The sequence below is a fragment of the Methylobacterium mesophilicum genome (assembly GCF_022179445.1).
In the GTDB taxonomy this organism is placed as follows: domain Bacteria; phylum Pseudomonadota; class Alphaproteobacteria; order Rhizobiales; family Beijerinckiaceae; genus Methylobacterium; species Methylobacterium mesophilicum.
Genome location: NZ_BPQU01000063.1, coordinates 1 through 11878, shown reverse-complemented (window position 1 = coordinate 11878; position 11878 = coordinate 1). Strand labels below are relative to the sequence as shown.

The window sequence follows — 11878 nt, the reverse complement described above, 5'->3', positions numbered from 1 at the left end:
AGCCCAGCAAAACACGCCGACGACGAAAAAGCCAAAAACGCAACTGTAATGCTAGGCAGTTCAAACGCGAATGCCTTGCATCTCTGGCTGCACAAATCGTCCCATTGCCCGTTCAGGGAAGAGAATCGCCGTTCCCAACGCTGCAACTAATCCGCCAAGCACTAGCAACAGCAGCACGGCGTCCCGCACGTCGTGGCCATGCTCGCAGGCCTGACGGATCGCATAGACACTCAAGGCAAGCGCAAACGACACCAGGAGCACAATGATGAGGGCTGGCAGCATCAATGCCTCCGGATCGCCACACACGGGCGATCCGGACCGGAAGTTGCAGCCAGTACCGCTCCCTCGCGGTAGGCGAACTACGCGCAGGCGTGAAAGGCTGGGCGGACTAGATGAGCCATCCGGCCGATTAGAGCACTACCCTACTTTTTCGAACCTAAAAGCGGCTTGGTAGTCGTAGTGCCCTTGGTCGACGGTGCCTCTCCCATGAGGCGGCGGATGACACGATGGTGGGCCCGGCAGGACCCGAACCTGCAACCAGACCGATATGAGCGGTCGGCTCTAACCATTGAGCTACAGGCCCTGCGCCCACATAGCCCTCGCAGGCCTGCGGGTGCAATCTGTGTCCCAGCTGCAAGCGGCGTAGCGGTGGGCGCTCCTATTCGGCCGCCTCCGTCTTACCGGTACCCTCCTGATCGTCCTCAGCCTCGCCCTCGGCCTGATCGTCCGAGGCTTGGTTCTCCATGGTCGCAGCAGGAGCGCCGGCGCGGTAGATGTCGCCATGGCGTTCGAGTTCGCCGCTCGTCGACATCACGCTGAGGTATGTGGCCAGGGTGTTGGCCGCTACGTCTGTCAAGCGCTCCGTGATCTGGGCGTGCGTCAAACCCTCGGTGCCGGCATCCTCCAGGAGCGCCTTGAGTCGACCCTTGGCAGAGTTCGCCCGGGGGCCTCGGGGTCCGCGGCCAGCGCGAGGCTGATCATCGCTGTTGGACGCACGGCGGCGCTTCGGCTGATCGTCAGCCAGCTCATCCATCGCCGTGCCTTCAACGATCGACGCCAGCGACCGCTCGGCCATGCGGAGCTTTGCCAGCTCGCCGCTCACCCGCTCGTACTCGGCCTCAAGGGTCTCGCGCTGATGCCTCACGTTGGCCAGGGCCCTTGCGAGCGTGTCGTCATTTGCCATTGGTCGATCGACTTCTTCGGTTTTGGGGTGTGGGCTTACAGGCATAGTCGCTAAGCGTATCATTTGGCCATCTCATGATCGTTGCGATGACGGAAGCTCGCGCCTGCAGCCCGCAGAGCCTGCATGAAAGTGTTGAGCTGGGCAATCGTGACTATCGGGTCGGCGAGGCTGCTCTCGGCTCGCGCCACAACGCTCACTGGCACCTTGGCGTGCTGAGCCAGATCTCTGGGCGCCCAGCGACGGGAGAGCCTGTCTGTCGTAATGCGTTTTAAGCCGTTGAAAGTCGGATCAAGGGTGAGACTTTCTCAGGAATCATCGACATGCAAGTCGCGATCGAAGTGCATTGCTCGGCACCGTTGACTGCTTTGACGCTGTATGTATCAAACCTTCTCCGCAAGTCTCAATGCCGGTGTCCGAGCAGCGCAGACGTCCATCGATGTCAATGTTCTCCAGCCTGATTGCCGTCACAGCACCATCAATCCACTGCCCGCTCCTATGGTTATGCTGTTAGCCATAATAACTGGGCGACCTACGCGGGCTATTTAGATTGACAGGCTTAGCAATGCATTGATTTGGGAGATAACCGAATAATAACTTTGAGGCGGGGTTTGCCTGATGTAGAGGACAATGAGCGTCCAATAAAACGAGGAATAAGGTTTTTGATCAGAAATAACCAACAGTCGGCATCGGCGAGAAATTAGTGCGAATGATAACTGCTGAGACCACGCTATTGACCCAACAAGGCAATAGTTTTCTCGCGTGACTTGTGAACTGCAATGAATGTATGAATTCCTTTAACCGAGCTATTGTAATTGATCGGCTGTTCGAAGTTTATGCCTCGATTAGAGATGGCGCTCAGTGTGAAATTATGTTTCAATAAAACATCGACTAATTTACTCAGATTACCTGAATGATCCGACGTCGATAAGTAATATTTCAGCTGTACCATATGAATATTTCCGGCGGCGAGTTTGCCGTGGAAGCCCTCTAAAACAAGATTGCTTTCGTGGCCGGTATTCAGATTTAAAATATCGATTGATTTGATCGAGTTTTTCTCACAGTAAGCGTCTCCCGACATTTCTTTGACGATTGTTTTCTCCCATTTGCCACCGCGGGGCACCGTTCCATGAATTAGCAACGATGCTTGAGGATCAATAGGGTCGTATTCGAGCAAGCGAGATCCATCTTTATTCGATAGACCAACCTCGTTTAGTATAAATCGGTCGGACAATGATCTAGCGCTCAGATATTTATTTAATAAAGGGTTAACTTCAAAAGAATGTATTTTCGCTATTGTAAATTTATTCAGACATACGGCGGCATATTCGCCGTCATTTGCACCGACATCAAAAATTGTATGTATTTCAAGCTGAGCGATTTTATCGAGCAAATTCAGTTCTTCGGGGGAAACGGACTGGCATTTCAGTCCGCTGCGTTTAATTTTTAAAAACGGAGCCCACCGAGCAACAAAATTATCAAGAATGGTCCCGTCTTGCCTAACAGTCTGATTCATGTTCGCTCCTGCTTCCTGCAGCGTAGTCATCTACCGTCACTATAGATCGAACCTCATTTTAGCATATTCCCGGCGTGACACAAACTGACGGTCCGAAAATTTTGTAGGGCTTGATATTTCCTTACGACATCGGTTTGATGGTGGTTTTATGGCGATTCAAATATTTATACAGATGTTCAACATTCAAGAATTTGCGATCGGGTAGTTGTATGCTGCCTAATCAAAGCAATCTCATAAGTCTAGAAACCGTTCAAAAGCTGTGTCTTATCAATATAATAATTGTCACGCGATTTTGTTACTGAGATTGATCGAGATGGACGCTGGCCGGTTAATGCAGGCTCTGCAGCCTGTTTGTATGCAAAATTTAAGCTCAAAGAACCTGTTTTAGACCTGTTCGGTGAGAGCAGGTCGCTGTTCGCATCAGGCGTAAGTGACTGCACGACCACTCAAAATGGCCCCCTGAGCCCAATTTCTGATCTTTTCTGGCCTGTATTTCTGTGAAAACAGGTCATCTGGACAATCGCCGTAGCGACGATGGTCCCATTGTTCCGGATGGTCCTGTGTGAGTCGATCGAGCGGGCACTGCGAAATAAAATTACTGAAATCAATTGGTGATCTATGATTAATGACATTAACCAGCGGTTGCGACTTCCGGCCAGCGTTTTAAAATTTCACAAAATATTTTTCGCGACTTTCTTCATATCGAACGTCCGGAGCCTGGCGTCCGGACCGAAGGTTGTCTTACTTATATCGCCACGCGCCGCATCAGGTGGCGCTGCCCAATTCGCGGGACGTGTGGCGAGTTTACCTTAAAACGCGAACCCGACTTCGGCCGCGAAGGCCTCGAGGAGCGGCAGCGAGGCGTCGAACAGCGGGCGGGAGCCGAAGGCGTCGCCGGCGCGCACGAACAGGGTCGCCTTGGCGTTGCGGTGGGGGCCGAATACGCAGGCCAGGCGGCCGTCGTCCTTGAGCTGGTCGAGCAGCGCCTGCGGCCTGACCTCGACGCGGCCGTTGATCAGGATGACGTCGAACGGCGCCTGCTTGGGGGCGCCCGCCTCCAGCGGACCCTCGAACACCCGGGCCGCGGTTCCGAGCTTGGTGCGGACCGCCTCGGCGAGGTCGGGCACCGATTCCAGCGCGGTCACGTCCGCGCCGAGTTCCGCCATCACGGCCGCCGCGTAGCCGGTGCCGCTGCCGACATCGAGGGCGCTGGCGCCGGGCCGGATCTTGAGGGCCTGGATCAGCCGGGCCAGCACCATCGGCGCCGGCAGGCAGCGGGCCTCGCCGTTGGCCCCGGCGAGGTTCAGGGTCTGATCGATATAGGCGAACGGCTCGCGGCCTTTGGGCACGAAGGTCTCGCGCGGCACCGTGTCGAACGCGTCGAGCACCGCGTTGTCGTTCACGTCGAAGGTCCGCAACTGGCAGTCGACCATCATCCGCCGCGCCTGCGCGTAATCGATCATCGAAGCGTGTCCTCGAACCGGATCGGAATGCTGCCCCGGCCGGGCCGCGGCGGACGCCGAGGTCCCCGGCCAAGCGCGAGCGTTCCGGACGCGCGCGTTTTCGGAGATCACCCGCCAAAACGCAAGGTTTTCGCGGAGGGGGCCATCGCCGGCGTTCCTGCCCATCGGCGATTCGAATGGCGGGGCGCGGGTGACGACCGCATCCCGCTGTCGCGCGTGGGTTGACCGCGGGCTCGCCTCGCACCGCCGGACGTTGAATAATGAGTGCAGACAGGACCGGGCGATCCAAGACGCCGGCCGTATCGGGAGACACCATGATTCCAGCCAGCAAGCCGATCCTGACCCGCGGCCTCGCCGCCGCGCTCGCCTGCCTGGGCGTCGGGACCCTGGCACCGGGCGGATCGCGCGCCCAGGAGACGCCGGCCAGCTCGGCGCCCCCGGCCAGCGTGCAGGTCGACCGCGGCTCGGCGCTCTACGGACGCCCGGAAGGCGGGGACGCGGCCAAGCTCGCCCCGGTGGCGGGGCCGCCCCTGGCCACCGCCGCCGCGAAGCTGCCGCTCGACAAGCTGAAGGTGCCGGAGGGCTTCAAGGTCGAGGTCTATGCCAGCGGCCTCGCCAACGCGCGCTCGATGACGCAGGCGCCGGACGGCACGCTGTTCGTCGGCACCCGCACGGTCGGCAAGGTCTACGCGGTGCTGCCGCAGGCCGGCCCGGACGGCAAGCGCGTGGTGAAGACCATCGCGTCCGGCCTGCACCGGCCGAACGGCGTCGCGTTCCACGACGGCGCGCTGTACGTGGCCGAGCTGTCCAAGATCTGGCGCTACGACGACATCGCCAAGCACCTCGACGGCGGCGAGAAGCCCAGCCTCGTCTACGACGACCTGCCGAAGGACGAGGCCCATGGCTGGAAGTTCATCGCGATCGGTCCGGACAACAAGCTCTACGTCCCGGTCGGCGCACCCGGCAACATCGTGATGCCCCCGGACACGCACGCCCAGATCCGGCGCATCGATCTCGACGGCAAGAACGCCGAGGTGGTCGCCCGCGGGGTGCGCAACACCGTCGGCTTCGACTGGAACCCGAAGACCAAGCAGCTCTGGTTCACCGACAACGGCCGCGACTGGGTCTCGGAGGACATCCCGAACGACGAGCTGAACGTCCTCACGGAGCCCGGCAAGCAGCATTTCGGCTATCCGTTCTGCCACCAGGGCACGTTCACCGATCCCGAATACGGCTGGGGCCATTCCTGTTCGGAATTCACGGCCCCCGCGGGCCTGCTCGGGCCGCACACGGCCTCGCTCGGCATGCGGTTCTACACCGGCGCGCAGTTCCCGGAGGCCTATAAGGATGCGGTCTTCATCGCCCGGCACGGGTCCTGGAACCGCACGACCAAGCTCGGCGGCGACGTGGTGGTTGCGCGGCCCGGCCCGGACGGCAAGGTCGCATCCGTCGAGCCGTTCCTGACCGGCTTCCTGCAGGACAACAAGTATGCCGGGCGCCCTGCGGACGTGCTGGTCGCCAAGGACGGGTCGCTGCTCGTCTCGGACGACTACAACGGCGCGATCTACCGCGTCAGCTACGGCCAGTGATGCGCGGCCGTTCGAGGATCGGGGTGGTCCGGGGGCTCGCGCCGGCCCTCGGCGCCTTGCTGGCGGGTGCGGCACTGGCCGCGCCCGTGCCCGAGCGCCTGGCGCCATGCGTGGCCTGCCACGGGAGCGGCACCTCCGAGACCGAGGGCGTGCCCTCGCTGGGCGGGCAGCAGGCGGATTACGTCGTGACGCAGCTGTTCCAGTTCCGGGAGAAACAGCGCGAGGCCCCGCCGATGAACGATGTCGCGGCCGGCTTCTCCGACGACGACCTGCGCGCCTACGCCGATGCGGTCGCGACCCTGCCGCCGCCCGCGTGGTCGGGGCCGGCCGCGGACCCGGCCCTGGTGGCGCGCGCCCAGGCGCTGGTTTCCAAGCACCAGTGTAATTCCTGCCACGGTGCCGACTTGACCGGCCGGGACGCGATTCCCCGGATCCGGGCGCAGCGGGAAGAGGTCCTCGCGCAGGCGCTCTCGGCCTACAAGTCGAACACCCGGCCGGGCTACGACCCCGCGATGAACGAGGTCGCGCAGGGCCTGAGCGAGGCCGACATAAAAGATCTTGCGGCCTACGTGGCCCGGCTCTGACGGACGCAGCTCAGCCGACGGTGCGCAGCGTATCGCCCACGGCCAGCGCCCCACCGGCGATCACTTCGGCGTAGACGCCGAGGTCGCGGTGGCCGAGCCGGGCGTCCAGGGTCCAGGGGATGTCGTGGTCGCGCACGCCGCTCACCGGATCGACGTTGGTGGCGGCGCAGCGCACGGTACGCTTGGTGATTTTAAGCCGTAGCCCGCTCGGCGCCTCGATCACCCGCCCGACCATGTCGAGCTCGGCGAACGGTGCCAGCCCGTCGACCAGCAGGTTGCCGCGGAAGCGCAGCGGGTCGACCGGCGCGCCGACATACTCTTCCACGGCCGCCACGCTCGCCCGGTTGATCAGCGAGACGTAGCCGGTGGGCGAATCGGTGAAGCGGTATTGCGGCGGCGCCGCGAGCACCTTCGGCTCACCCCGCAGGCTCTCCGGGAGGCAGTGCCGCATCAGGTCGGCGAGCCCGTCGCGACCGGCCTCCGTGTCGAGCCGGAAGGCCAGCGTCTCCCCGGCATGCTCGACCGTGAGGGTCGCGGTGGCATCGTCGTACCGGGTGCGCAGGCGGGCCAGCGCCTCGTCGCGCATCAGCATCAGGTACTTGGTCTTGGGCTGGTGCCGCGGCGCCACCGGGTTGAAGCCCGACGGCCCGTTCTCGATGGCGTAGAGCCGGTCCCCCGGGAAGAAGCCGCTGGTCTCCAGCTCCGCCCGTTCCAGCGGCTCGGGGCTCAGACCCTTCACGGGGTAGCGGTAGAGGCCGAGGAGGCCGATTTCGAGCGCGGCTTGCATGCCGGGAAGGTGGCTCGGAAAAGCTGCGCCGCGCAAGTCCCGAAGCCCTTGTGGTGCGCAAATACAACACCACATCGGGACTACCGGCGGCTTTCGGCGCCGGGGTCCCTCGCGGCAGAGTGCCGGGGGGCGACGTTTCGGCAGGGCCGCGCCATCTCGGGCGGCGGATGCCGGCACGGGAGGTTGAGACACACATGAATTTCGAACTCTACACCGAGCGCGCCCGCGGCTTCGTCCAGGCGGCGCAGAACCTCGCGATGCGCGAGGGCCATCCGCAGCTTCAGCCTGGGCACCTGCTCAAGGTGCTGCTCGACGACCCCGAGGGCCTGTGCGCCGGTCTGATCGACCGCGCGGGCGGGCAGTCGCGGGTCGCGCTGGCACAGACCGAGCAGTGGCTCGCCAAGCAGCCGAAGGTCTCCGGCAACGCGTCGGCCCCGCAGGCGACGCGCGAGCTGATGCGCCTGTTCGACACCGCCGAGCAGGCGGCCAAGAAGGCCGGCGATTCCTACGTCACGGTCGAGCGCCTGCTCCTCGCCCTCGCGGTGGAGAAGGAGTCCGAGGCCGGCCGCGCGCTGCAGGCGGCGGGCGTGACGCCCGCATCGCTGAACGGGGCGATCAATGCGCTCCGCAAGGGCCGCACCGCCGACAACGCCTCGGCCGAGAACGCCTACGACGCGCTGAAGAAATATGCCCGCGACCTCACCGAGGCCGCCCGGGACGGCAAGCTCGACCCGGTGATCGGCCGCGACGAGGAAATCCGGCGGACCATCCAGGTCCTGTCCCGGCGCACCAAGAACAATCCCGTCCTGATCGGCGAGCCCGGCGTCGGCAAGACCGCGATCGTCGAGGGCCTGGCCCTGCGCATCATCAACGGCGACGTGCCGGAATCGCTCAAGGACAAGAGCCTGCTGGCCCTCGACATGGGCTCGCTGATCGCCGGCGCGAAATATCGCGGCGAGTTCGAGGAGCGGCTGAAGGGCGTGCTCTCCGAGGTCACGGCGGCCGAGGGCGGCATCATCCTGTTCATCGACGAGATGCACACGCTGGTCGGCGCCGGTAAGGCGGACGGGGCAATGGACGCCTCGAACCTCCTGAAGCCGGCGCTCGCCCGCGGCGAGCTGCACTGCGTCGGCGCGACCACGCTGGACGAGTACCGCAAGCACGTGGAGAAGGACGCGGCCCTGGCCCGGCGCTTCCAGCCGGTCTTCGTCTCGGAGCCCACCGTGGAGGACACGGTGTCGATCCTGCGCGGGCTGAAGGAGAAGTACGAGCAGCACCACGGCGTGCGCATCCAGGATTCGGCCCTGGTGGCGGCGGCGACGCTCTCGAACCGCTACATCACCGACCGGTTCCTGCCCGACAAGGCGATCGACCTGATCGACGAGGCCGGCTCGCGCCTGCGCATGCAGGTCGATTCGAAGCCGGAGGAGCTCGACTCGGTCGACCGCGAGATCGTGCGGCTGAAGATCGAGGCCGAGGCGCTCAAGAAGGAGACCGATTCCGCCTCCCGCGACCGGCTGGTCCGGCTGGAGCGGGAGCTGGCCGACCTCGAGGAACGCTCGGCGTCGATCACGGCCCGGTGGAAGGCGGAGAAGGACAAGCTCGGCACCGCCGCCGGCCTGAAGAAGAAGCTCGACGAGGCCCGCAACGAATTGGCCGCGGCCCAGCGCCAGGGCCAGTACCAGCGCGCCGGCGAACTCGCCTACGGTGTGATTCCCGGCCTGGAGAAGCAGCTCGCCGAGATCGAGGAGAAGTCCGATGGCGGCCGCGACGGCATGATGGAGGAGGCGGTCACGCCCGCCCACGTGGCCGGGGTGGTCTCCCGCTGGACCGGCGTGCCGGTGGACAAGATGCTGGAAGGCGAGCGCGAGAAGCTGCTCGCCATGGAGGATGCGCTGGCCAAGCGCGTCGTCGGCCAGCGCGAGGCAGTGGAGGCGGTCTCGACCGCGGTCCGGCGCGCGCGGGCCGGGTTGCAGGACCCGAACCGGCCGATCGGCTCGTTCATGTTCCTGGGGCCCACGGGCGTCGGCAAGACCGAGTTGACCAAGGCGCTCGCCGGCTTCCTGTTCGACGACGACACGGCGCTCGTGCGCATCGACATGTCCGAGTACATGGAGAAGCACGCGGTCGCCCGCCTGATCGGCGCGCCTCCGGGCTATGTCGGCTACGAGGAGGGCGGGGCGCTCACCGAGGCGGTCCGGCGGCGGCCCTATCAGGTCGTGCTGTTCGACGAGGTCGAGAAGGCGCATCCGGACGTGTTCAACGTCCTGCTGCAGGTTCTCGACGACGGAAGGCTCACGGACGGGCAGGGGCGGACGGTCGACTTCCGCAACACGCTGCTGATCATGACCTCGAATCTCGGGTCCGAGTACCTCGTGAACCAGCCCGCGGGCGAGGACACCGATGCGGTCCGCGACGAGGTCATGAACGTGGTGCGGGGCCACTTCCGGCCGGAATTCCTGAACCGGGTCGATGAGATCATCCTGTTCCACCGCTTGGCGCGGTCGGAGATGGGGGCGATCGTCGAGATCCAGCTCGGGCGCCTGGCGAAGCTCCTGGAGGATCGCAAGATCACCCTGGATCTCGACGAGGAGGCCAAGATCTGGCTCGCCGACAAGGGCTACGATCCGGCCTACGGGGCGCGGCCGCTCAAGCGGGTGATCCAGAAGAACGTCCAGGATCCGCTGGCCGAGCAGGTGCTCTCAGGCAAGATCCACGACGGCGAGACGGTGCCGGTTCGGCTGGGCCCGATGGGCCTGATGATCGGCGACGTCACAGTCGGCGCCGAGCGCCGGCCGGCCAACGTGGCCCTGAACTGAGCGCTACGGTTTTGCGTAAGGCGGCGCACCGGATGACGGCGCGCCGCCTTTTTGATGCGCGGTCAGCCTCGTAGGACGATCTCGCCACCGCTGCTCAATAAAACCGCCGCGTCATTCCGGGGCGCCGCAGGCGAGCCCGGAATCCAGAGCCGCCGACGGTGCAAAGTCCTGCTCGACCTGTGTTTCTAGACTCCGGGCTCCGCTTCGCGGCCCCGGAATGATGCGGCGTAGGCTGGGGTGTCTGCGGAAATATCACCTGGTCAGGCGAAGAGGGGTCCACAAGCTATGAACCTGCCCACGGTCCGGCGCATCAGCCCGCCGCGACATGGCGAACCCGAGCCAGGATCGCCACCTGCAATGCGAAGCCTGCAGTCGCCGCAGCGGCGGCGGTGATCGGCAGGGCGGAGATTCCCGCCAGCGTGACCACCACGCCGCCGAGCGCCGCACCGGCCGCGCCGCCCAAATAGTTCGCCGAGCTGTTCAGCGCGACGGCGACGCTGCCGTGATCGGGCCGGAGGTGCAGCAGGGCATGCTGCTGCGGCGCCTGCGAGGCCCAGCCCATGGCGCCCCAGACCAACAACGGCAGGTAGCCGAGAAGCGGGGTGCCGAGCAGGCTGGGGAGCAATGCGAGCGCGAGTGTCAGGGCGGCCAGGATCACGGCCATCACCCGACGGGGATCGCGGGTCCGGTCGATCAGCGGGCCGACAGAAAAACTGCCCACCATCCCGCCGATGCCCCAGGCCCAGAAATACGAGGCCTCAGCAGTGCCGAGGCCGGCGCGGTCGAGGAGCGGTGCCAGATAGGTGTAGAGCCCGAGGCTGGCGATGGCGGTGAGGAACGTGACCGCGACCGTCGCAACAACCGACGCGTCGGTCAGCAGGGCTGCCCGGGCCCGCCACGATGGCGGCTCCGCGGCTTCGATGTCGGGCAGGCGTGCCAGGATCGCGACCGTCGCGACGGCGCCCAGCAGTGTCACCATCCACAAGGCGCTCTGCCAGCCGAGCCGTTCGGCGATCCACAGGCCGGCGGGCACGCCGATGACCGTTCCGGTGCTCATGCCCCCGAGGGTCAGCGCCAGGGCGCGGCCCTTCCGGCCCGGCTCCACCAGTGCGGCCGCCGACGCGATCGCCACCGGCGCGTATAGACCGGCCGCGAGGCCGGCGAGCGCCCGGGCCAGGAGCAGCCCGAACAGGCCGGTCGCCAGGGCACTCAGCAGGTTCGCCAGTGTGAAAACCGCGAGCGCCACGCCGAGCACCCGCCGAACCGGCCGTCCGGCGAGCAATCCTGCGCAGACCGGCGCCGCCAGCGCGTAGGCCAGGGTGAAGACCGTGACCGCCTGCCCGGCCTCGCCGGGCTCGACCTGGACTGCGGCCCCGATCCCCGGCAGCAGCCCCGCGACCACATACGCATCCAAGCCCAGGGCAAACATCCCGAGCGCCAGCACCGCGATTCGTCTCATGTCTCGCCGCCTCTTTACGATGTACGACGAAAATCGTACATAAACGGCGCCATGAGCCCCCGCAAGTTCTTCCATCCCGACGTTTCCGAGCTGACCCTGCACCGGGTCCTGTTCGCCCTGAGCGATCCGACCCGCCTGGCGGTGGTGTCGGACCTCGTGAAGGCCGGCGAGCGCGCATCTGGAGACCTGCTGGCCGACAGCGTGCCGCGCTCGACCATGACGCACCATCTCAAGATCCTGCGCGAGGCCGGCGTGACGCGCACCCGGCCCGAGGGGATGCGCTGCCTGATCGCGCTGCGCCGGGAGGATGTCGACGCGCGCTTCCCCGGGCTCCTCGACGCGATCATGGTCCATCGATTGACGGACGTAACGTCGGACTGAAACTGTACGGCCTCGTCTCACATCGCCCGATGTTCGACAGTGTCACTAGAGCCGTGCCCGGCCGCGTTGCGACGGGTTAGCCGTTTGCAGCGTTGAGTGG

At 64.8% G+C, this 11878-nt stretch carries 10 protein-coding genes and 1 tRNA gene; 4 read left to right on the top strand and 7 right to left on the bottom strand.

Annotation, left to right across the window (positions count from 1 at the left end; all coding sequences use genetic code 11):
• Positions 1–60: 60 nt before the first annotated feature.
• From MFF40_RS27850 to MFF40_RS27830, 5 genes are all read right to left on the bottom strand, one after another.
• Complete coding sequence (locus MFF40_RS27850) at positions 61–282, bottom strand: hypothetical protein (RefSeq protein WP_187278256.1); 222 nt, start codon at positions 280–282, stop codon at positions 61–63.
• Between the two features lie 225 nt (positions 283–507).
• Positions 508–583 (bottom strand) — tRNA-Met (locus MFF40_RS27845).
• Positions 584–658: 75 nt separating this feature from the next.
• Positions 659–1183: a hypothetical protein gene (locus MFF40_RS27840; RefSeq protein ID WP_147899496.1), complete on the bottom strand. Its 525-nt coding sequence runs from the start codon at positions 1181–1183 to the stop codon at positions 659–661.
• Positions 1184–1910: 727 nt separating this feature from the next.
• Positions 1911–2726 (bottom strand): class I SAM-dependent methyltransferase, encoded by an 816-nt coding sequence (locus MFF40_RS27835; protein WP_238263063.1) that lies wholly within the window; start codon positions 2724–2726, stop codon positions 1911–1913.
• 779 nt (positions 2727–3505) lie between these two features.
• Positions 3506–4159 (bottom strand): protein-L-isoaspartate O-methyltransferase family protein, encoded by a 654-nt coding sequence (locus MFF40_RS27830; RefSeq protein WP_147898111.1) that lies wholly within the window; start codon positions 4157–4159, stop codon positions 3506–3508.
• Between the two features lie 314 nt (positions 4160–4473).
• On the opposite strand from MFF40_RS27830, the gene MFF40_RS27825 reads away from it, so the two are divergent.
• Both MFF40_RS27825 and MFF40_RS27820 read left to right on the top strand, forming a co-directional pair.
• On the top strand, positions 4474–5748 hold the full coding sequence (locus MFF40_RS27825) for a PQQ-dependent sugar dehydrogenase (protein WP_187278128.1): 1275 nt from the start codon (positions 4474–4476) through the stop codon (positions 5746–5748).
• Positions 5748–6332 (top strand): c-type cytochrome, encoded by a 585-nt coding sequence (locus MFF40_RS27820; protein WP_147898112.1) that lies wholly within the window; start codon positions 5748–5750, stop codon positions 6330–6332. The genes MFF40_RS27825 and MFF40_RS27820 overlap by 1 nt, the downstream gene beginning before the upstream one ends.
• Positions 6333–6342: 10 nt before the next feature.
• On the opposite strand, the gene MFF40_RS27815 is transcribed toward MFF40_RS27820, so the two are convergent.
• Entirely contained in the window at positions 6343–7119 is a 777-nt protein-coding gene (locus MFF40_RS27815; protein WP_238263061.1) for an MOSC domain-containing protein, read from the bottom strand.
• 194 nt (positions 7120–7313) lie between these two features.
• Between MFF40_RS27815 and clpB the strand changes: the two genes are divergently transcribed.
• A complete protein-coding gene (clpB, locus tag MFF40_RS27810) occupies positions 7314–9938 on the top strand; it encodes an ATP-dependent chaperone ClpB (protein WP_147855168.1) in 2625 nt (874 codons plus the stop codon).
• A gap of 310 nt (positions 9939–10248) precedes the next feature.
• Here the strand turns inward: clpB and MFF40_RS27805 are convergent, their stop codons facing one another.
• Positions 10249–11397 (bottom strand): MFS transporter, encoded by a 1149-nt coding sequence (locus MFF40_RS27805; protein ID WP_147855167.1) that lies wholly within the window; start codon positions 11395–11397, stop codon positions 10249–10251.
• A 51-nt stretch (positions 11398–11448) separates the two neighbouring features.
• On the opposite strand from MFF40_RS27805, the gene MFF40_RS27800 reads away from it, so the two are divergent.
• On the top strand, positions 11449–11778 hold the full coding sequence (locus MFF40_RS27800; protein ID WP_147855166.1) for an ArsR/SmtB family transcription factor: 330 nt from the start codon (positions 11449–11451) through the stop codon (positions 11776–11778).
• The last annotated feature ends 100 nt before the right edge of the window (positions 11779–11878 follow it).

Excerpts from the sequence above, each read along its gene's own strand:
- MFF40_RS27815 (WP_238263061.1), bottom strand. The coding sequence starts at position 7,119 with ATGCAAGCCGCGCTCGAAATCGGCCTCCTCGGCCTCTACCGCTACCCC.
- MFF40_RS27825 (WP_187278128.1), top strand. The coding sequence starts at position 4,474 with ATGATTCCAGCCAGCAAGCCGATCCTGACCCGCGGCCTCGCCGCCGCG.
- clpB (WP_147855168.1), top strand. The coding sequence starts at position 7,314 with ATGAATTTCGAACTCTACACCGAGCGCGCCCGCGGCTTCGTCCAGGCG.
- MFF40_RS27850 (WP_187278256.1), bottom strand. The coding sequence starts at position 282 with ATGCTGCCAGCCCTCATCATTGTGCTCCTGGTGTCGTTTGCGCTTGCC.
- MFF40_RS27840 (WP_147899496.1), bottom strand. The coding sequence starts at position 1,183 with ATGGCAAATGACGACACGCTCGCAAGGGCCCTGGCCAACGTGAGGCAT.
- MFF40_RS27830 (WP_147898111.1), bottom strand. The coding sequence starts at position 4,159 with ATGATCGATTACGCGCAGGCGCGGCGGATGATGGTCGACTGCCAGTTG.
- MFF40_RS27805 (WP_147855167.1), bottom strand. The coding sequence starts at position 11,397 with ATGAGACGAATCGCGGTGCTGGCGCTCGGGATGTTTGCCCTGGGCTTG.
- MFF40_RS27820 (WP_147898112.1), top strand. The coding sequence starts at position 5,748 with ATGCGCGGCCGTTCGAGGATCGGGGTGGTCCGGGGGCTCGCGCCGGCC.
- MFF40_RS27835 (WP_238263063.1), bottom strand. The coding sequence starts at position 2,726 with ATGACTACGCTGCAGGAAGCAGGAGCGAACATGAATCAGACTGTTAGG.
- MFF40_RS27800 (WP_147855166.1), top strand. The coding sequence starts at position 11,449 with ATGAGCCCCCGCAAGTTCTTCCATCCCGACGTTTCCGAGCTGACCCTG.